A 20,394-nucleotide genomic window follows, 5' to 3' on the forward strand; every position below is an offset into this window, starting at 1 on the left:
AAGTACCCCCGCCGCTGCCTCCGGATGAGCCGGCCCGCTGGAACCGTTCTGGCTCAACGGTGTTCGTGGGGTCGGGTTTCGGGTGGGCGTCCGAGGGCCCTGGGCCCGCCGATGAGCAGGCACCGTCGACCACCGGTGAACCGCCACCACCGGCACCGCCGCCACCGCCGCCCCCTGCGGCTGACGGGTTCAGCGGTGTGGCGCCGGGAGTGCAGATCATTGCCATTAGGCAGAGCTCACGCGCATTTAGCCCCAAGGATGCCTTCTCCGGTGACCAGGATCCGGCCACCCGGCGCAAAGCCGGTGACATCCGCACGATGGCCCGCGCGATCGTGCATGCGGCCAACATGGGTGCCTCTGTGATCAACATTTCCGAAGTCTCGTGCATGAGCGCCACCAACATCATCGACCAGCGTGAACTCGGGGCTGCGATCCACTATGCCGCCATCGACCGCAACGCGGTGATTGTGGCCGCCGCGGGCAACAGTGGTGAGAACGGCAACAGCGACTGCAAACAGAATCCCGTCTATAACCCGTTGACCCCCAACGACCCTCGGGACTGGGGCGGGGTGACGACGGTGGTCACTCCGGCATGGTTCTCCGACTACGTCCTGAGCGTGGGTGCGGTCGACGCGAAGGGCACACCGTTGGATGCCAGCATGGCCGGGCCATGGGTCTCTCTTGCCGCGCCAGGCACTGACATCGAAGGATTGTCACCGCGCGACGACGGGTTGATGAATGCCGTTGAAGGGCGGGACAACACGATGGTGGCACGCGAGGGTACGTCCTTTTCGGCGGCGATCGTCTCCGGTGTCGCCGCGCTGGTGCGGGCCAAGTATCCGCTACTGACCTCCCACCAGGTCATCAACCGACTGCTGGCCACCGCACGCGCTCCCGGCCGCGGTGTGGACAACAGAGTCGGGCACGGGATCATCGACCCGGTCGCGGCGCTGAGCTATGACCTGCCCCCTGGGGAACCTGTTGGGCCGCAACATTTGTCCTCCCCGCTGGTACTGACACCTCCGACAGTGGGCCGTGACATGACGCCGGTATGGGTGGCCGCCGGCGGCATAGGCGCACTGGCAGTGGCGTGCAGCGTGATCCTGGGTAGCGCCGCACTCATCCGCAAGGAGCAACGATGAAACCGACGCTGCCGCTGGGCATACGGCTCGGTTGGACCCGCGTCGTAGCGGTGTTCGTCGCCACTGTCGCGCTGCTGTCACTGGGCGGCGCTGCAGCGGGTCGAGCCGGGTGGTGGGTTGCTGCCGGCGTGGCGGTCCTGCTCAGCGCGGCAACGGTCGTGACGTGGCGAGGCGCAACAGTGTTGCGGTTGGGGCTGCGGGCGATCAACGCGCACAGCGCGATGGTAGCCACGACCGCCGGTGAGACTGCCGACTATCACCGGACATACGGGCAAGGACCGGTCGGAATCCGCGCGGTGGGACCGTATTTGGCGGCGGTGGTGGCCGTGGACGGCCAAGCACACAGCCCCTCGGCGCTGGACCACCATCGGGTCGCTTCGTTGGCGACGTTGCCGGTGGCCGCGGTCGCCGAGGGATTGCGCCAGTTCGATGTGACCTTGGAGTCCATCGACATCGTCAGTGTCGGTAGGCGGCGGGCATCTGAGCGGCACCATAGCTACGCCGCGGTCTATTCGAGCCTGATCGGGGATCACCCGGCGGTGGGGCAGCGCCGGACATGGCTGGTGGCCCGGTTCGATGCCGAACGAAGCGCGCGGGCGGTCCTGTGGCGGGAGTCGGTGGCCGCCACTGTGGGAGCCGCTGCGCAGTGGCTTGCCCAGGAGCTGACCGGGCTGCGCTGTCCGGCTCGAGTGTTGACCGCACAGGAGATCCGTGAAGCCGATGCCGAGTTGCTGGCCGGGATTGATCCGGCGGAGCTTCGCAGCGGGTGGGGCCGTCTGCGCCACTCCAACGGCTATGTGCAGACCTACTGGATGTCACCGTCTGACATTTCCAGCGACACGTTGGACCGGCTGTGGGTTCCTGACACCGACGCTACCGCGGTCACGGTGCAGCTGCGCCCGGCAGTTGGGGGGGCGACGCGGGTGGGGGTTGTGGCCCGGTACCACACCGGTGCCCCGCTCTCCGAGGCGCCGCTCAGTGGACTCAACCCCCTCACCGGTCGCCACGACTTGGGGTTGGCGGCCGGATCACTGACCGCCAGAACGCCTTTAGCGGTGCCTAGTTGCGCACTGGAGGATGTGGACCAGCCCCTGGCGGTGGCGGTCTGCGCCACCGGGATCGTTGTGGGCAGCAACGCGACCGGGCATCCGCTGCTGGTGGATCTGAGTTCGCCGGCCACGACCTCCACCGTGACGCTGGCCGGGGAGCTGGCGTTGACGGTCCAGGTGGCGCTACGCGCTGCCGCGACCGGCTACCAAGTCCTCGTGCACACCGACCGTCCGCAGCGCTGGAAGCAGGTCACCGGTGCTGGGTTGCAGCTTGTCGGTGCCGCGGGCGCGCAAGGGCCGTTGCCGCCCAGCCCGCGGCGGTGGATGGTCGTCTATGACCTGGTCGCCGGCGCAGCCCCCGACGGCGCCGCCGTCATAGTGCGCACCGTACCGGCCGGCACCGCTTCGGGCGCCGACATCCACATCGAACAAGACGGTGCTCGCACCGCCATGGTCCGGACATGGGCATTCCGGGTCCGTGTGCGCATCGATCTGGACTATGAGCGCCAGCACGTGGCCGCCACCCCGGGCCGGGCCGCCTAAAACAGTGTGTTCAAGGAGCAGCGTTGACAGGCATTGAAGCAGAAGCCCAGGCCCGTACCGCGTTTCGTCGCGGATTGTTGGCATCAGGCATTGGGGTGGGCGGGTTGGTGCCCACTCACAACGAGCGCGTGGCCCGCGAGATGTTCACGGCGGTGACCCGCGCCGATCCCAGCATCTGTGATGGATGGCTCGGCCGGATTCTGGCCGGCGAGGACGACATTGACGTGTTGGCCGGCGCCTGGGAAGCCGTGGATTCCTATGGCTGGGAGATCCGCCGTGTCGGGGTGCTGGCGGCCGATTTTCGTCCCAACGTGCTTGACGGGCTGTTCCTGCGGCTGCCGATCAATTCGGCGGAGTCGTTGCGCTGCGCCTACGCCGCTGCTTTGATCCGCGAGGGCAGCTTCGCCGCAGCAGATGATCTGCTGAATTGTGTTGCTGAACCATCCGATCCGCTCGATGCCGACATGCACCGCTACGTCTGCGGATTACTGCACTTCCGCACCCAGCGTTGGACTGATGTGCTGCGGCTCTTTCGGTCCGACAAGCGTTGGTACCGACCGGAATACGAGTGCGCGGCCACTGCGATGGCCACTACCGCGCTGGCGTCTCTGGGAGTGTTTGAAGACGCTTTCCGCCGCGGCGAGCACGCCGTCAACGATGATCGGGTACCGGCTGCCACGACCATCGTCTTGTACACCCAGGCAATGTGTCTGCGCCACCTCGATCGCGAAGCCGAGGCAGCGCAGTTGTTGCGGCGGGTGTATTCCCGTGATCCGAAGTTCGCCCCGGCACGGCAGGCGATGGATGACCCCACTCGGCGGCTGGTCCTGACCGACCCCGAGACCATTGAGGCCCGCACCGATCCGTGGGATCCAGACAGCGCCCCCAACGCCGCCGACTCCGATGTCGCCCGCGATGCCGAAATGGCGTCGAAGTATCTGGCTGAGGGCCAAGCTGAGCTCGACGCCATGTTGGGCATGGACATCGCCAAACGCGAGATCAAACGGATTAGGTCGACCACGAAGGTGAACCTGGCCCGCTCCCGCGTCGGGCTGAAGGTACCGGTCACCTCACGCCACACTCTTCTGCTTGGCCCACCGGGCACCGGAAAGACGTCGGTGGCGCGGGCATTCACCAAACAGCTGTGCGGGCTGAAAGTCTTACGCAAGCCGCTGGTGGTGGAGACCAGCCGCACGAAACTATTGGGCCGCTATATGGCCGAGGCGGAAAAGAATACCGAGGAGATGCTCGAAGGCGCGCTCGGCGGAGCGGTCTTCTTTGACGAGATGCACTCCCTGCACGAGAAGGGCTACTCCCAGGGCGACCCGTACGGGAACGCGATCATCAACACCTTGCTGCTCTACATGGAGAACAACCGCGATGACCTGGTGGTGTTCGGTGCCGGCTACGCCAAGGCGACCGAAAAGATGCTTTCAGTGAATCAAGGTCTGCGGCGGCGCTTTTCGACGGTGATCGAGTTCCACAGCTACACCCCACCCGAGCTGGTCGGGTTGACGAAGCTGATGATTGCCGAGGACGACGACGTGACCTCCGACGAGGCCGTCGCCGTGCTGCTCCCCGAGTTCGAAAGGTTCTACGCCCAGCAAACCACGACCGCCGACGGCGACGTGATCCGCGAAATTGACCTGCTGGGCAACGCCGGCTTTGTCCGCAACGTCGTCGAAAAGGCGCGTGATCACCGCAACGACCGGCTCGACACCGCCGAACTTGACGAGCTGCTGGCCAGCGAGGACATCAACATCACCGACGAACAACTGCGCAACCTACGTGAGTTAACCCGCGACGATCTAGCCGAAGGTCTGCGCGCCGCGGTGTCAGAAAGGCGCGAACAGCACGGATAAATTCACGAACCGACCAATAAGGGCCGGGGCGCGCCTCGACAGTGATTGCGGTTCGGGCCCTGGTGAGAGTCAGGCAAGCGGTGCCAGCAGTGCCTGACGGCGGGGCGACGCACTCCACCGCGGGATCGTTCGCTGGGTCAATACTCGATTCCTCTTCCGGCAACTCGATCATCCGATTATTTTGGGGCAGTGAAGGGGACGCGGTTCGGCCGCTACGTACTGATCGAGTTGCTGGGGCGTGGCGGCATGGGTGAAGTTTGGCGTGCCCATGACACCGAGACCGACCGAGTCATCGCCATCAAGCTCCTGCCCGCGCATTTCTCCGAGGACGCGGAATTTCAACGACGTTTTCGTAGGGAAGCTCACGCTGCAGCCCGGCTAAATAGCCCGCACATCATCCCAATTCACCACTATGGCGAGATCGATGGCCGCCTCTACGTCGATATGCGGCTGATTGAAGGATGCGACCTGAGCGCCCTGCTGTCTAAGGGGCCGCTCGATCCCGCACGCGCGGTCCACATTATCGACCAAGTTGCCAAAGCCTTGCACGCCGCGCATCGAGGTGGTCTCTTGCACCGCGATGTCAAACCCTCCAACGTCCTGCTCGACGGTGACGATTTCGCCTACCTGATCGATTTCGGGATCGCGCGTGCCGCGGAGGACACTCGAATGACACGGTCCGGCAGCACCATCGGGACCTTCGCCTACATCGCTCCGGAGCGGTTAGACCCGCAAGCAGGAGAAGACGCCCGCGCCGACATTTACTCGCTGGCCTGCGTACTTTACGAATGCCTGACCGGCGGCCCACCCTTCCCCGGCGACACCATGCCGCAACTGGTTGCCGCACACCTGAGCACCCCTCCTCCGAGGCCCTCAGCTGCCGCATCGGGCGTGCCCGAAGGGCTTGATCCCGTGATCGCAAAAGGTATGGCGAAGGACCCGCGTCAGCGGTATGCAACCACCGTCGAGTTGGCAGACGCCGCCCGGTCGGCGATCGCTTCTCCAAACGAAAAGCTTTCCACCCCAGCGCCGAATGCCGCAGACTCGAGGCGTGCCTCCTCAGCGGGTAAACGTCTGAGGCCGGCCGCTGAGAGAAGCCCAGCCAACGAGCTTCGGCCGCATGGCAGCCGAACGGTTGCCACGGTCGCAGTCGCTGTCGCCACGTTGGTCGGGATTGCGGCGATCGGTTTCACACTCCGGAGCCACTTTTGGGCTAGTGAGGGAAGTGCAGGAACAACCGCGTCTCCGGCTGGCACCCCATCAGTCGTGACCACCCTGTCGACAACCAATCCCGCTGCCAATAAATCGATTACGAGTCCGACGACACCGCCCACGACGGTGAGTACGTCGCCAACAGCATCAAGAGCGGGGTTTTTCGGCGAGTGGGGCCAACATGCCACCTCAGTGACCCTCGCACCAGACGGGAGCGCACATTACGTGGTGACACAGGGCGCAATGTACAGCACGTCCTGGTCGGCCACATGGTCGCCGATGACTTCGACTACGGCCATGATTATCTTGACAGCGCAACTGGATTCGCGTGGAGACGCCGCCGGGTCAGGGCTCATCCGGTACCCCGGCGAGGCCTTTACCTTCACGCTGCAACCCAATGGCTACGCGACGATTACGGCACCCACTGGTGAGCCGATCACGTTGTGTCCTAGAGGCACCGGCTTTCGCGATGCGCAGTTGCTCTGCGGTGCTTGAGGTAGCTGATACCGCAGCAACGTCGCGGCCCTACCTACTGCCATCTATTCGCGGCCTTGCACGGGTGGATTCTCAAAGGGCAAGTACGCGCGGGCCACGCCGTCGGCGGGCCGCGGGGCAGGGCCGGTGCCGGTGCGGGCACGGCCGGCGACTGGCCTTTCAGTGGTGGGCGCTGCCCGGTTATCGCGGTGACGCTGTGAATCGGGTTGCCCATTGCCAGCTGTGCGGCCCGGACGATGATTGCTTCCGGGGGCCTCGGCGGTGGCGGAGCGCTGGCCGTTTCCGCGCTGGCGTCCCTGGGTGACGCGGCTGGTGACGGCGGCCGCGGCGGCGGCCTCGGGTGCTAGGACGGCGGTGGCGCCGGCTTGGGCAGTCGCTGTGTGGCCGCGGGCGGCCCTGTCGGACTGCGTCGCGGGGGGTGGGGTGCGTTTACCCGAGCTCGGTGCACGTCCACCGGGAGGGCGTCCGGGGACAGGGGGACCTGTGAGGGGTGGATCATCGGGCGCGTGGCCACCGCCTTTGGCGCTGGTCGTGCCGCCGGTGTGGGTGGGCGGCGCGCCGGCCAGCCCCAAGGCGAGAGTTCGGGACTGTTGGAGGCGGTCGCGGCCTTGCTCGTAGCCGCGCCGGGCGGTGCGGTTGAGGTCGTTGACCAGGTAGGTGATGTCGCGGGTGTGGTCGCCGAGTTCTCTTTTGAGCCACCACAGTCCGCCGATCGCGACGGCGGAGATGAGGCCGATCATGATTAGGCGGGCCAGCGGGTGGCTCATGCCGACTTGGTCGGCGTAGCCGCCGCGGGCGGCCATTTTCAGGACGATCACTGCTGCGACCGAGATGTAGGTGGTGTAGACGAAGACCAGCAGCGCGTGTTTGAAGAACAGGCTTAGCCGCCGCAGTGCGCGTTTGCGTGGCTGTCCGTGGATCATGGCGGGGGCAGCGGCCACTAGGGCGATGAGCGCGTTGATGAAGGCGGCGCAGCAGACCATCACGTAGCTGTAGGTGGCGTAGAGAACGAAGAACGTGAACACAGCGCCCAGCAGTAGGTAGAACACGCCGAGGGCGAGGTTGGCGCCGTTGAGGTGTTGAGCGAACGCCAGTGCTTGTTGGGCGCCGCAGCTACCCATGGCGTGTGCGGGGCCGTCGGGTTTACCGCCGAGGATGGCGGCGGTGTAGGCGTTGCCGCAGCCGCCGATGTCATCGACGGTGGTTCCGAAGTTCATCAGTTGCAGCGGTGTTCGCAGGGTGGCGTCGGCGATGAGGCCTGTGAGGTGTTGCAGTTGGGCGTTGGTGCCGCCACCACTGATGGGACCGTTGTTGGCGACGGCTTGCGCGACTTTGAATCCGAGGGCACGCGCCTGGCCGAGCAGCCCGTTGTCGTGGGACAGATCCGAGAGCGGGTCTCTGGTGAGGACCATCCCGAGGATGCCGATGACGAAGGCGGACAGCGTGATTCCGGCGCCGTAGCCTTTGCGGCCGTGCCACAGCACGTGGTAAGCCCCGACCGCGAGCCCGGCGAGCATGCACAGCGGGAATACCCACAGTTCGGTGAGCAGGGAGCGCAGCACCTCGAACAGGGGCCGAAACCAGGTGGCCAGCCAGTAGATCCAGGTGTTGGACATGGCGAAGCGCAGGAGCCACAGCGACGTGGCGACCATGAAGATGTAGAGGGCCGCTTCGGATTGGATAATTTCGACGATGATTTCGTGGGTGAGGCCGGTAGTGACGGCGTTGGCCAGCCACCGGGTCCAGCTGGCGGGGTCTGCGGTGAGTTCAGGCCCGGCTTTGGAGATGGCTTCGCTGGTGGTGACCACCGAGAGGTAGTAGTTGCCGACCGGCACTCCGTGGCTGTCGGTGACACCGGTCCAGTTCAGTGCGCCGGTCAGCGTGGAGGCGGCAGCCTGTGGTGCACTCACCAAGGCCCAAGTCATCAGCAGGTGGCTGGTCAACCACAGTGTGGCGATGCGGCGCAGGCGGGGTCGGGTGGCGAGCTGGTAGGCGAGGTATTCGGTGATTCGGTGTGCTAGTGGGGCACGGCGCGTTGGGGTCATGCGACCCGTCCGGGCGTGGTGTCGTAGGCGGCATGTATAGCCTGGTCGGGTTCGGCCACTACTCGGATGGGCGATTTGCGCCGGAATTCGTCGACGAAGAAGCCGAGTCCTTTGCGGCTGCCCCGGTCGATGCCGGCCGCTGTGTCGTCGTCAAAGGCTGTCGGGTCGCGCATTTCTGCGGGGGTGGGTTGGGCGAGGAAGAATTCTTCGATGTCGCCGTAGTCGTCGGCACGGATGCCGACTTTGGTGGCGACTTGTTTTGCGAGGTCTTCGTTTTCGAACGGCATGATCAGTTGTTGGGTGATGAATTTGTCACCCATGAGAGTCAGGTCGGCGACGGGGTCTTGGGTGATGATCAGCAAACCGGTGTAGTGCTTGCGAGCCCGGCGGCTGATCAGGTGGGCGTCGTCGGCACCGGCGCGGGAGTTGAGCAGGGCGGCGGCTTCCTCGAGGACGATGAGCCCGAAGCGTTGTTTGTTGGCGAAGAAGCTGACACGGGCCAGCCGTACGAGCATGCCGTAGATGGCCACGGACGCGCGTTTGCGGTCTGAGAGGCCGTGGTAGAGGTGCGGGGTGGTCATTTCCTCGGAACTGGGCAGGTCGAGGCTGCCGGTGAGCCAGACGGTGACGTCGAGGCTGTTCAAGTCGGGCACGGCCAGGGTGTCATCGAAGATTGCGGTGGTGAAGTCGTAGGTGGCCCATGATGTGAGGGCTGCCAGGATGGGGGCGAGGTCAGCGGCGAGCGCGGCGACCTGTGGTGGGCGGGTGTCGTTGCCGGCGGGGGGTTGGATGGCTGCGATGTAGGCCATCAGCGCGGCGGTGCTGGTGATGCCGAACCGTCGGCGGGCGTCGGGTTCGAGCAGCGCGCGCAGCCGCTGTACGCCGATGGTGGTGGAGTCCAACCCCATCATGGGGATCATGTAGTCCAGCCAGTAACCGCCGGCGACAGCGTCGGGGAAGGTGCGCAGCGGGTCGCAGCTGAATTGGTTTCCGGCCATGTCGATGACGGCTTTGTTGGGGACATCGTTGAGTGCGTCTTCCCATTCGGTGCCTGGGTCGACGATGAATACTTGTGCGCCGCGCTGAATCTCGGCGCGGGTGATGCGTTTGGCGGCATACGACTTGCCGTAGCCGAGGGCTCCGCTGCACACCAGGCAGGGATTGCGGTTGCGCCGGGCGGTGCCGGGCAAGTCGAGCAGCACTGCGCTGCGTAGCGCGGTGCTGGTGTTGAAGCCCAACAGGATTCCGGTGGTGTTGCCGACCATGGAGGAGGTGATGGGGACGAACCTCGACCATTTCTTGGTGGTGGTGGGTTGGGCGAATTGGTCCACGCCGCTTTTGTGGTTGGGCACGCCGGGGTTGAACGCGGACCAGAGCCGGGTTTGTGCCCCGTGGTAGTGGCGGATAGCGATCTGGCCGGACCCGGTGAGTTCTTCGCGTAGTCGTTTGATGCTGTAGTCGAGGGCTTTTGCGTCTGGGGCGCCCACGGCGATGAGGAAAGCGGCTTCAAGGGGGCGTTCGTCGATGTTGTCGGCGAGTTGGCGGTTGTATTCGGCGAGTTGGCGGGCTGTGGTGATGAGTTCGACGTCACCGTTGCGGACGTCGCGGCGCTGAGTGAATTGATCGTTGATGTTGCCTTTGGCGCGATCGTTGCGTACGAATTCCATTTCGCGGCTTCGTGGGACGAGGTTGATGGCGAAGTCGAATGTGGCTGTGGTGTCGAGGTCATCGAGGGCCTGCAGGAACTCTGAGCCGGGGAAGACGATGCCGGCTTTGGGCATGTCCACGACGGGCAGAATCGCTTGGTAGCTGTCGGGGTAGAGGCCGTCGGGGCTAGAGATCCGCAGTGTCTTGGCCCATGAGGGGATTCGGCGCATCCCCAGAGACCAGCCGAGGGTCAGGGCGGCGGCAGTAGCGGCGAGGAGCAATGCGAGGACGGGGAGCTCGGCCGTCGCCGCGATGATTGCGGCTGTGGTCAGGCCTGCGGCGGTTGTGCGCAGCGGCAGCCCCCGGCCTGTGCCGTGTTGCTGGTCGCCTTCGTCGAAGGCCGCGGCCGGCAAGGCGGTGCTGCTGTGATGTGCTGGGCCGCGATGGGCTGGGAGCGGGTGATCGAACACCCCGCGCCAGGCGTTGTGGCGCCAGAACCAGTCGATCATCTCTTCGTTGGCAGGTGTGGGCGTGAATTCTTCGGGGAGCGCGGTGATGATGTCGTGGCCGAGGCGTTGGTAGGCGGCAACGGAGTCGTCGGAGTCTTTGTCGCGGCCGATTACCCAGTCACGGAGTTTGGCGGCGCTGCCGACGGGGCTGTGTCCGGCGCGGCCGGCATCGACAGGTATTGACAGCCAATAGATTCGGGATCGGGGCGCTTCGGCGGCGATGACGGGGGCCATTGCGGTGCAGGTGTGGACCCAGGATGGGCTGTCGCGGTGGCCGTGCAGCATGGCTCCTAACAGTTGACGCTGGTTTTGTGGCACGCAGAGCCCGTAAATCCAGGTTCCTGCGGGGATTTCGCGGGCCAGGACTTGGTGACGGTCGGCTACCCCGACGCGGCGTTTGGTGGATTGCAGGAAATAGGGGAGCCCGCTGAGCAGGTAGTGCGCGTACACGCCGTGATTGGTGAAGCTGAGGTTGGCGGTGATGGTATGCGGCGGGGCGAGCAGCGGGTTGTCGGTGCTCGAGGTGGACTGGGGTCGAAGCACCCGCCACCAGCTGTGCAGCCGAAAGCCCAGCGTCGGCCGTCCTCGTGGCATCAGGGCCGCGATGCCGGCGGCGATTGTGGTGAGCAGCACCCCGCAGATCAAGGTGGTGCGGGCGTGCCCGGAGTCGAGCATGAGCACGGTGAGCGCGACGGTCAGCCCGCCACCGCCGTAGAGGCTGATCGCCACCCCAAGCCGTAGCGGCTTTTTGAGCAGGATGTCGGTGTAGACGGGTGTGTCGTGAACGCCTTTGAATATCTGGGCTGACTCAACCATGGCGAATTCCTCTGTGATGCAGGGGATAGTGCGCGGGCGCGAGCCGCGTTGTGCGGGCCCGCGCTCGCGGCAAGGGGACGGGCATTACTGCCCGAATTGGCCGGTGGTGATCCCGGTGCGGTCCACGGTGCGCTTGGCCGATGTGTAGATGGCGTAGCCGGACCCGACGATGACGGCCACGACGACTGCGGTTAGCGCCCAGCCGACGGTTTCGCCGATACGTCCACCGAGGAACGCTCCGCCCGCGCGTATGCCGCCGGCGAGCAAGATGCCGATGACCAGGACGCCGACACCGATGGTGTAGAGGGATCTGCTGCCCGAGACGAGGTCGGTGGCCGCGAGCAGGGTGGGGGCGGCGGTGGAGGTGGGGAGATACATTGGGTTTCCTTCTGTTGTAGGTGTTTTGCAGGCGGGGGGGTTATCGCGGCGCGGCGGCGGCGGGGATGACGGGGGTCAATTCGGTGCTCTCGGCCAGCAGTGGTGCGTAATCGAGCGCTGAGACTGTCCATCGGCCACTGGTGACGGTCAGCACGATGGGGTAGTCCAGTTCCAGGGGCGCGAATTGGTTAGTGACGGCGCTGGCCGCGGCCAGCACGTGCAGCGTGGTGCCCTCGGCGGGTATGTCGTGGTCGGTGGTGTTTCGGTTGGCGGTCAGCCGGGTCAGTTGCACGGATCGGTAGTCGGCGGCCGGCAGCAGCCCCGAGGCAGGGGTGACGTATCGCTCCAGTCCGCCGCTTGCGGTGAGGTAGCTGGTGAGGAATCCGGCGACTGTGGTGAAGGCCGGCGAGGTGTTAGGGAGGGTCGCGGGGTATCCCAGCGGGGCATCAGCGCCGGCGCCCGGGCCGTTGACACGGGCCGGGAGTGCGCTGGCGCGCACGCCGTAGCTGGTGTAGATGACGGGGAGCCGGTAGTAGGTGGTGTGAGGAGTTGCGGCTTGGAAGGGGCGTTCGGACACCGCGATAACGACACTCCACTGTTGGGTCTCGCCCGTGTCGTCGACGAGCGTAACTGCTGATACGGCAGGCGAGTTCACGACGACCGCCGGTGTGGTGGGCAAACGTAGCGGGTCGCGCAGCGTCCAGCACTCATGCAGCGATTGTTGGTCGGCTTGGGTGGCGGTTAACCATCGTGTGACGCAGTCCTGAGCGTAGGAACCGATCAGCGCAGTGCGGTTGACGGCCGTGCGGGCCGGCCCTGCGACGTCGATGGGTTCGTCGGTAATCCAGCCCCAGATGGTGGCGATGGCCACTATTGCGCAGGAGCCGATGCCCACGGCCGACGCCGCTCGGCGCAGCAGGGTGTGGCTGTGTTCGAGGCGCTTGCGCCAGGTGTTGGTCATCATGGGAGAGCCCTTTACTGGGGTGGGTGGCCGAAGATTCTGATCGAGGACACCGCGAATGTGTTGTCGGCGGGGTCGGTGCGGGATTGGTCTGCGGGCAGGCTGGCCGAGGGTGTTGGTGAGGCCTCCCCTGCTGGCGTCGGCCCGAGGACCTCGCCGAGCAGCCCCCCTGATCCGGCAGTGGGGTTGGGTGTTGAGGTGGGCGCCGTTTCGGCTGGTGCGCGGCCGGTTTCGAGGACCAGCAGGATGATTCGTGAGGCCAGTACACCACGGCCCGGCAACGCTTGAGGGGCTTCACCGTGCACCGCGTGGGTCTCTTGCGGGACGACAGTCGGGGGAGAGTCGTTGAAGCTCCACTGCAGTCGTTTGACCACTTGGTGCTGCAACCATTGGTCGGCTCCTGAGGCGTCGCTGCCTACCCAGCCCGGCGTGATGGAGACCCCGGTGATAACCATGGTGCGGCCCAGATTGAGGACGAGGTGCTGACCGACGATGCCGCCATGGACGCAGACCCATGCTTGGGTGGGGTCGGTTCCTGCGACCGATTGCGCGGCAGTGGATCCCGGAAGACATCCGATAGCAGTGGCGCTGTAGGGGATTGCGGCGTCCGGGCCGGTGGCGGCGGCAGCGGCGGTGGTGGTGGGTGCGGCCACGATACTCACCTGAGTGCTGGGATGGGCAGCACGGTCCTGGTCGGCGGTATGGGGTCGGTGCCGCATCACCACTAGCGTCCCACCGACGATAAGGCTGGCCACGACGGTCACCGCCACAAAACCCAGGGCGAGTGCCCGGTTGTATCGGGGCGATTCCTGGGTGGGCTCCACGGGGGTGACGGAGGGCTGCGGGCCGTCGCCTCCAACTACGACCACCCCGCCTTGATCACCACCACCGCCCTCGGCCTGGGCGGCGACCGGTTCGACACCGAGCGCGTCGTCATCCCCGTTGACAGAGCCAACTTCGCCATCGGCACTGTTGTCATCATCTGCATCTAAGGCGATCGGCGCGCAGGGAAGGCAGCCGTCGTCCCCCACCGAGTCGTCATCCTCGTCGCGGAGTTCCTGCGCAGCGGGTTCAGCGTCATCTGTCTGCACTTCGCCGGATCTGGCGCGTGGACCACTCTGAACCTTCTCGCCAAGCCATCCCGCCGTGCTGTCCCAGACCTGCTGAGAATTGGCGATGGTGTCTTTCATGGGTGCGCCGGGTCCACCGTTGTCACAGTCGTCTGCGCCGATGCGGACAGCCGATCGGTGTAGGGCGGCAGGCCGGCGGCATCGACTGCGATCCACAGCCATCGCCGTCTTGGTCTGTGGTGAAACTGGGTAGACCGCGACGGTCGCCGACGCAGGGCTACCAGTATCGGCGTACAGGACATCCGTGCAGGTAGCAAAGCCTCGACGCGGCGACGCGGAGCGATGCTGCGCGTTGGTTGCAAGACCGTTGCCGATTCTCGTATCCCACTGAAGCCAACCATGTAGACCGTTGATTTCATGTGCATTACCTCCTTACTTTGAGTCAGCTTAAGGGTGACTCCTTTAATATTCGACGGCCGTAGAGAAATCGCCGAATCCGTTGCTATCGTCTTTTTCGTGCATCCAGTACCCACAGACGGTTTGAACCGGTTGCTCTTTTTTCTTGATGACCGGCTAGCGCAGTTGCGTTGGAGCCGAGAAGACCTCGGCGCCGCGGGCGGACCGGTCCCGGCGACGTTGCGTTCGGCAGTCCGGCGTGGCGGCGGCCTGTCGCGGCGGTCATTGGCGCGCCTGGACTACGCACTTGGCTGGCAGGAGGGATCGGCCAGTCGGGTGCTGGCGGGCGGCAGTCCCTCCGTGCGCATATCAGACCTGCTCACAGCCAGTTCAGCGATGATCGACGCGACCAGGCAGGAAGCGCAGTGTGCGGGAATCGGGCGGTGTGCAGCAGAGTTGAGGAATTTTCTGTTGGATGTCGCGCATCGCTTGGAAGACTTCTACACTGAGCCAGTAGGAGCGGTTAGGGGCGGCGCTGATGCCTGCCGCTGCTGACAAGTACGACGAGATCCGCCGTCAATGGATCGCCCGTAATCAACGGACTTTTATATTCCAAAAAAGGCGCGCAGAAATTTTAGCGCGCGATATACGTCGGCGCGACGGCGTTTTAACTGGTGCGCGTCCTGATCCTGCGGATGATGACGTGACTCATCCGTGGTACATGCGACCCGTTAATACGCCGTACGCCATGCTTGACTGGGCCATTTTTATGTCGGCGGCCGTGCTGGCTCCGGCGGGTTGGCCCTTGGGCAAGCTGATGTCGATAACTGTCGTTCAGCTAATACCCGGCGAGCTGCGCTCGTACCCTATCGCAGGATTCATGTGGTCGGCCGCCATCGTCGGGCTCCCCCTACCAATGATGGTGATGGTGCTCGGACCCAGCCAATACCTGGATGACGCGATCGCAATTCCATGGGCGCTGGCCCAACTGCCCGTTGCGCTGCTGACAGCAGGGATTTACGGGATCCTGGAGGGCTGGCTGGCAGTGGACGGCGCACGCGACTGGTGGCCGATGCGCCCACCGGCCAAAGCCGACGACGTCGATTTCGGATTCGAGGCCGACGACATGACCGGCCCCGGGATATTCCCGACCCGCAATGACCCAGAAGACGGTGACGCCACCCCGCCAGGAAGAGAGCCCCACTGATGTCCGGTCGACTCGCATCCCCGTACGCCGGCTTTGTGCGCGATAACGACGAAAAGTGGGTGTTGGCCGAAGCACCGGCGCATGTCCTGGTGTCCGCGCCGACAGAAACCGGTAAGACCACCGGAGTTCTGGCACCGGCCGCGACGCTATGGGGTGGGCCCGCAGTAGCGGTGTCCTCCAAGGACGACCTGATGTGGCTGATCAGCCAACGCCGTTGGGGGCCAAAGCAAATCATTGACCTGCGACCAGATTACTCCCCGACATATCCACTTGACGTCCAAACACGCTCGTTTGATCCAACGGCACTGATCACGGCACCGGATGAGGCTGTCACCGTTGCCAACACGATGATGCAGATGTCGGCGGTGGGAATGGGGTCTGGTGTCGATCAGGTCTCCGACGGAGGGGTGTGGGAGTCCAACACCGAGGCCCCCTTGGCGGCGATGTTGTACGCGGCATCCCCACGCTGCACCGGCAAAGGGATCGACTGGGTGCTGCTGGCCGTCGACAACGTCAAGAAAAGTAAGACCGATCCCGAGGCACCGGGCTGGCACAGCGCAGCGCGATACGTCAAGGACATCCCGCTGTTTCGCAACGGACTGAAGCGGACGTTGGACATGGACGCCAAGCAACGCGACAGCATCGCGTTGACGATGCGCAAAGCGGTAAGCCCGTGGATGCGACTCAGCCTTCGCGGAATGGCCGCTCCGCCGTTTGACGCCTCGTTCCTAGACCAGCCCGATGCGACCCTCTTCATCTTGGCGTCTCCCGGGGGGTCGATCGCCGGCGCTGCGGTGACGCTGCTGGAACATTTGGTGCGGACGTGGCAAGGAAAGACTGCGCGAAAGGAGATGTTGCACCGGCTGCTGATGGTGATAGACGAGGCCTGCAACGTCGCGCCGATGCCCGCCTTACGCCGTTACGTCTCCGAGGGACGCGGCCTGGGAGTCAACCTGGTGACCGCCGTGCAGGCTTCGTGCCAGTTCGACACCATCTACGGCACAAACTACGCCCGCGAATTGCGCGCCACGTTCCCTGCAGCCCTAATCATGTACGGCGCTGACGAGATGAACATGCTGCAGCGCGCCGAAGAGTGGTCACGTCAAACGACCCGCCGGCAGGAGACCTTCGATCAGGCCACCGGAGGCAAAACGCTGTCATCACAGCTGGGCAGCAGCCTGGACTATCGCCGGCTCCTGCCCCCGAATAAGGGAAGCGCCCGGCTATTGCGCCGCGGTACCCCCGGGGTCCTGACGGAACTTCCGGACTGGCAGACATTCGTCAAGCGGTACGACAGGGCAGTAGATTTGCTGCTTGGCCGCGCCGAGTTGGCAAAGCGAGAGCCAACAACCCCTTGGGAATGGGTCGTCCAACGACACCAGCGAGCGAAATCAGCATGAAGGCAGCACAATTGCGTGCCGAGCTCCTCAAGGTCCTCCAGAAGGCCGACGGGCCGATCACGACGACGGAGGCGCGACTCGAAGTCAGCCGAGGACATGGTAGCGAGGAACGTCCAGTGGTCGCCGAGCAGGTCTACCGGGCCCTTGTGGCTCTGCAGCGTTACGGCGCGGTACGCCGAGTCGACGATTGCTCGCGGCGCGACGCGCTGTGGGAGTTGGCGGTGTTGTTCAGCGAGATTCCCCGCACTCTGCACGGCCCACGGAGGCAACCGCCGGGAGCCGCACAGTGAATCATGTTGCCGCAGAGCAGATCGTCACCGTGCTGCGTCAGCGGGGTTTCGATGCCCGCGTCTTCGGCGGCACAGTCGGGGTGCAGCACCGCCGGGGTATCGCGGTGCGTGGTGTCTGCGTGTTGGGTTGGCGCTATCCCGACGGCCGCTGGGAATTCACCGACCGGCCGCCGCGCCTGATCGAACCGGACAACTCCGGTTGCTGGATCTGGGATGACATCTTGAGTGATGGCTCCCGGCCGGTGGCCTCATTCTCGGATCCGGCCCACATGATTATCAGGAGGGTTACCGAACTGCTACCCGCGGACCCGAACAAGCCGCGGGCACTGTGCTTTCCAGACTTCTGGGTCTGGGATAAGGCGTGTCTGGCCAGCGCGGAAGCTCCCGAACAGTGGTACCAGCAGTGGTCTGACCACCTGTTCATCGATCTGCGGCCCGAAGCGGCGCGCGCCGGATACTCACCGCATACCGCGCGGATTGCTGATTTCATTTGCAGCCCAAGGGCATTCACCACATGCCCTGAACAACAGGATGCGGATAGCGGAGGGCACGTGTATCGCCTGGCACCCGACGTCCCTTTAGCCGGCCCGCTACTGAGCCACCTACTAAAGATCAGAATACGAACAGACTTTTCAACCTGGGCACAAGTCGGGCACACCGAAGACCCGGTGGACTGGCCGTCACTGATTAATGACCTTGAACAGTACCTCGCATGGGATCACCAACAACTTGGAACCAGTGACCGCGAGCCCGATCTCAGACTCCAGCACGGTCACTCCCATCGGTCGCGCGAAGTCGCTCTCCGTGTAGGACCAGATGGACGCATCCTGGTCCGTCCTACCACCGCGAAGCCAAACCAAAAAGGAGCACAGGAATGAGTCATCCCAACCGATTCCCTTGGCTCAGTGGACTAATCGCGGCCTTGACCGTCGCTGGGTGGCTCGTCTATGAGGTGGTCGCAGATGCGATGACGGTGATCGGCAGCGCGGTCGACGACGCCCCCGCGTTCTGACGGCAAGCAGCCGGACGGGATGCGGTCACACCACGCCCTTCTGCCATTACGGCAACGCCATATCGGGGGATACTTCCCCAAGGGCATCCGTGAACAACCTCTTCAACCGCGGTTTATGGGACACCGGCCGGTCCAGCACCGCCACGAACTCCGACCAGGCCGGCGCGTCGAGCGTGAACAGTCGGCGATCGGCAAGCACGTTGCGGCGGTACAGCGTGGATTCGCGGACGATCTATCAACTAATCGCTGATGCACTTCTTGCGCAGGAGAGTTTCCAGATCGATAACATCGTGCCTTTCAACGCACGATACTCGCATACCTACGCATGGCGTTTGGATACGTTGCTGCATGAGATGTCTGGAGAACCAGTGGCCGCGAAAACCCTTTCGGTTGAACTTGATCGGTTCCCAAGCAACCTGCTTGATCCGCGGGTGCCAGCACCCGCCCGAGAAGCCGCGATGAAATTTCTGGTGAACTGATAAGTCGTTTTTCTGCATATAGAGCCGGGCGGTACGTGCGGTGTCGCCGCGTGCGACCGCGACCGCCAGATATCGCTCTGCGATCGTCTAGGCCCCTGAAAGCGTTTCGCCTTGAGGGGGCAGTTGCACCTTCGGTGCCGGGAATGCCTCAAGGCTTACCGCTATATCGTACACCGATATGGGCGGGTTGAGCGGCGAGTAGATGCTCTGGCGCGCCTAGCTAGAGGCGCAGCCTCTGGTTTCAGAGGTGGAGTCCACCACTGCGGTCGCGTTGTTTGTCGTGGCCGTGATGACGTTTTGCGATGGCATCGAGTGCGCCATCCGTAGCGGCGATGTCATGTATGCGGCGCAGGAGTGCGGTGCGATCGCTGAGCAATGCTGCGGCTTCGGCGTGTACTGGCGATGCGCTTGTGTCGGGGGTGTCCAGGTGGTGCTCGAGGCGGACGATAGCGGTGCGTGATCGGGCGTGTGTGCGGGCGGTCGGCGTGCCGATGTGGTGGGTGTGGGGCAGGTTCTCGGTGAGGACGTCGAGCAAGGTGTGAGCGGGTTGGGGGTGTGATCCGGGGGTTGTAATGAGGATGAGTTTTGTGTTGGTCGTTACCGCGGCGTGGGTGAGGAAACGTAGTTGTTCAGCGGGTAGTTGGTCGGCGTCGTCGATGACGATGAGGGTTCCGCGGGGCAGTTTCCAGCGCTGGCTGTCGAGGTTGGTTCGGGCTTGTTCCGGGGTCGCGGTGCTATCGGCATACCGGTGGTTGGTCGCGTAGTGGGCGGCGGCCTTGGTGACGGGCAGCGCCAAGACGCGATGGTCGTGGTGGTGGGCGGTGTCCGCAAGTGCGGCTAGGAGCCCGGTCTTGTTGGCGAAGGGGTGGATGACCAGTGGTTGGACGGTGTGGATGTTGCTGGTGATCGCGGTGAGTGTGCGCTGGTGGGCGTTGTCGAGGTTGGCGGCGGCGGTTTGCGGTGGGTAGTACAGGGCTGCGGGGCTGACAGCGCTGGCCGTGGTGAGGTAGTCGATTTCGTCGCGGAGTTGGTTTAGCTCAGCGGTCAGGTCGTAGGCGTTGGCGGGGTCTTCGATGCTGTCTTGAGCAGTGTTGTGGCCGGCGATGGTTTGGCGCATGTAGGTGGTTAGTCCTTGGGGGTAGGCAGGGTTTTCGGCCAGTGCTCGCGCTGCGATGTGTTCGGCTTGGGCGAGTTGGTTGTCCAGTTCGCGTGCATGGCGGCGCGCCTCGCTGAGGGCTTGGGCGTCGGCTTGCATTGCTTGGCTGCGCAGAGTCTGGATGTGGCGTTCGGTGACGATGCCCTCGGTGCCGCCGGCGGCCGCGAGGAGGGCGGTGTGGGCGTTGTTGAGTCGGTGGCGTGCTTGCTCAACGGCGGCCCTGACATGGGGGGTTCGTTGGTTGAAGTCGTCGTAGTGCTGTTGGAAGCGCTGGGCCTCGTCTGTGTTACCGCGGCTGTGTGCGGCGGTGATGGAGGCTTGGACTTGGGTGAGCAGGAGGTTGTGCAGGCTGGCGGTGTCTTCGGCGTCGACCCACAGTTTGTGGGCGTGTGCCAGTGCGTGTTGGAAGGGCCGTTGGTGTTCTTGGATACAGCGCAGTTCGGCGAGTCGGTCGGTGAGTGCGTGTTCGGCGGGTCCGCCGCTGAGCAGGATCTGTTGGGCGCGGTGTTGGGCGGCGTCGCGGCGGGCACGCAGGTCGGGAATGTCGATGTCGCCAAATGGGGCGATGACGGCGGGCCGTTGGGTGGACAGGTCGCTGAAGTCCAGGCCTGCGAAGTCGTCTTCGGCGAAGCCGTAGGCGTAGTCGTAGAGGTCGGGTGGGGGTTCGGCGAGACCATCGGCGGGATGGGCGATGGCGGGGGCGAACAGGTCGAGTTGTTCACCGG

The 20,394-nt window shown here is 64.6% G+C and carries 15 protein-coding genes and 1 pseudogene; 9 read left to right on the forward strand and 7 right to left on the reverse strand.

Going from position 1 to position 20,394, the window contains the following annotated elements:
* From mycP to AO501_RS34680, 4 genes are all read left to right on the forward strand, one after another.
* Positions 1-1,142, forward strand: a 1,142-nt coding sequence (mycP, locus tag AO501_RS02900) for a type VII secretion-associated serine protease mycosin (protein ID WP_055576310.1), incomplete at its 5' end; no start/stop codon positions are given.
* Entirely contained in the window at positions 1,139-2,734 is a 1,596-nt protein-coding gene (gene eccE, locus AO501_RS02905; protein ID WP_055576311.1) for a type VII secretion protein EccE, read from the forward strand. The genes mycP and eccE, both read left to right, overlap by 4 nt.
* 23 nt (positions 2,735-2,757) lie before the next feature.
* Positions 2,758-4,596, forward strand: coding sequence for a type VII secretion AAA-ATPase EccA (gene eccA, locus AO501_RS02910; RefSeq protein ID WP_055576312.1), 1,839 nt, complete (start codon positions 2,758-2,760; stop codon positions 4,594-4,596).
* A gap of 189 nt (positions 4,597-4,785) precedes the next feature.
* Complete coding sequence (locus tag AO501_RS34680) at positions 4,786-6,303, forward strand: serine/threonine-protein kinase (RefSeq protein ID WP_082658348.1); 1,518 nt, start codon at positions 4,786-4,788, stop codon at positions 6,301-6,303.
* A 44-nt stretch (positions 6,304-6,347) separates the two neighbouring features.
* On the opposite strand, the gene AO501_RS02920 is transcribed toward AO501_RS34680, so the two are convergent.
* From AO501_RS02920 to AO501_RS02940, 5 genes are all read right to left on the reverse strand, one after another.
* Positions 6,348-8,348: a hypothetical protein gene (locus AO501_RS02920; RefSeq protein WP_055576314.1), complete on the reverse strand. Its 2,001-nt coding sequence runs from the start codon at positions 8,346-8,348 to the stop codon at positions 6,348-6,350.
* Complete coding sequence (locus AO501_RS02925; RefSeq protein WP_055576315.1) at positions 8,345-11,320, reverse strand: ATP-binding protein; 2,976 nt, start codon at positions 11,318-11,320, stop codon at positions 8,345-8,347. Before AO501_RS02925 ends, AO501_RS02920 begins: the two co-directional genes overlap by 4 nt.
* Positions 11,321-11,404: 84 nt before the next feature.
* Positions 11,405-11,698 (reverse strand): hypothetical protein, encoded by a 294-nt coding sequence (locus AO501_RS02930; protein WP_055576316.1) that lies wholly within the window; start codon positions 11,696-11,698, stop codon positions 11,405-11,407.
* Positions 11,699-11,738: 40 nt separating this feature from the next.
* Entirely contained in the window at positions 11,739-12,662 is a 924-nt protein-coding gene (locus AO501_RS02935; protein ID WP_055576317.1) for a conjugal transfer protein, read from the reverse strand.
* Positions 12,663-12,673: 11 nt separating this feature from the next.
* On the reverse strand, positions 12,674-13,849 hold the full coding sequence (locus AO501_RS02940) for a hypothetical protein (protein WP_055576318.1): 1,176 nt from the start codon (positions 13,847-13,849) through the stop codon (positions 12,674-12,676).
* 814 nt (positions 13,850-14,663) lie between these two features.
* Between AO501_RS02940 and AO501_RS02945 the strand changes: the two genes are divergently transcribed.
* The 5 genes from AO501_RS02945 to AO501_RS36785 are packed head-to-tail and all read left to right on the forward strand — an operon-like array spanning position 14,664 to position 18,034.
* Positions 14,664-15,332, forward strand: a complete 669-nt coding sequence (locus tag AO501_RS02945; RefSeq protein ID WP_055576319.1) for a hypothetical protein — start codon at positions 14,664-14,666, stop codon at positions 15,330-15,332.
* Positions 15,332-16,732: a type IV secretory system conjugative DNA transfer family protein gene (locus AO501_RS02950; RefSeq protein WP_055576320.1), complete on the forward strand. Its 1,401-nt coding sequence runs from the start codon at positions 15,332-15,334 to the stop codon at positions 16,730-16,732. Before AO501_RS02945 ends, AO501_RS02950 begins: the two co-directional genes overlap by 1 nt.
* Positions 16,729-17,022: a hypothetical protein gene (locus AO501_RS02955; protein ID WP_055576321.1), complete on the forward strand. Its 294-nt coding sequence runs from the start codon at positions 16,729-16,731 to the stop codon at positions 17,020-17,022. Before AO501_RS02950 ends, AO501_RS02955 begins: the two co-directional genes overlap by 4 nt.
* Complete coding sequence (locus AO501_RS36780; protein WP_156452279.1) at positions 17,019-17,900, forward strand: hypothetical protein; 882 nt, start codon at positions 17,019-17,021, stop codon at positions 17,898-17,900. Before AO501_RS02955 ends, AO501_RS36780 begins: the two co-directional genes overlap by 4 nt.
* Positions 17,897-18,034, forward strand: coding sequence for a hypothetical protein (locus AO501_RS36785; protein ID WP_156452280.1), 138 nt, complete (start codon positions 17,897-17,899; stop codon positions 18,032-18,034). The genes AO501_RS36780 and AO501_RS36785 overlap by 4 nt, the downstream gene beginning before the upstream one ends.
* Before the next feature lie 46 nt (positions 18,035-18,080).
* Here AO501_RS36785 and AO501_RS34685 read toward each other — a convergent pair.
* A pseudogene (locus tag AO501_RS34685) lies at positions 18,081-18,239 on the reverse strand (DUF1778 domain-containing protein); the annotation flags it as partial.
* A gap of 515 nt (positions 18,240-18,754) precedes the next feature.
* Positions 18,755-20,394: AAA family ATPase (locus AO501_RS02970; protein ID WP_156452281.1), on the reverse strand; the 1,640-nt coding region annotated here is incomplete at its 5' end.

It is taken from the genome of Mycobacterium gordonae (assembly GCF_001417955.2).
GTDB classification, from domain to species: Bacteria; Actinomycetota; Actinomycetes; order Mycobacteriales; family Mycobacteriaceae; genus Mycobacterium; species Mycobacterium gordonae_B.

Bases quoted from the DNA above. Each gene is read 5' to 3' on its own strand.
- AO501_RS02920 (WP_055576314.1), bottom strand. From the start codon at position 8,348: ATGACCCCAACGCGCCGTGCCCCACTAGCACACCGAATCACCGAATAC.
- AO501_RS02940 (WP_055576318.1), bottom strand. From the start codon at position 13,849: ATGAAAGACACCATCGCCAATTCTCAGCAGGTCTGGGACAGCACGGCG.
- AO501_RS02945 (WP_055576319.1), top strand. From the start codon at position 14,664: ATGCCTGCCGCTGCTGACAAGTACGACGAGATCCGCCGTCAATGGATC.
- AO501_RS02930 (WP_055576316.1), bottom strand. From the start codon at position 11,698: ATGTATCTCCCCACCTCCACCGCCGCCCCCACCCTGCTCGCGGCCACC.
- AO501_RS02935 (WP_055576317.1), bottom strand. From the start codon at position 12,662: ATGATGACCAACACCTGGCGCAAGCGCCTCGAACACAGCCACACCCTG.
- eccE (WP_055576311.1), top strand. From the start codon at position 1,139: ATGAAACCGACGCTGCCGCTGGGCATACGGCTCGGTTGGACCCGCGTC.
- AO501_RS02955 (WP_055576321.1), top strand. From the start codon at position 16,729: ATGAAGGCAGCACAATTGCGTGCCGAGCTCCTCAAGGTCCTCCAGAAG.
- AO501_RS02950 (WP_055576320.1), top strand. From the start codon at position 15,332: ATGTCCGGTCGACTCGCATCCCCGTACGCCGGCTTTGTGCGCGATAAC.
- AO501_RS36785 (WP_156452280.1), top strand. From the start codon at position 17,897: ATGAGTCATCCCAACCGATTCCCTTGGCTCAGTGGACTAATCGCGGCC.
- AO501_RS02925 (WP_055576315.1), bottom strand. From the start codon at position 11,320: ATGGTTGAGTCAGCCCAGATATTCAAAGGCGTTCACGACACACCCGTC.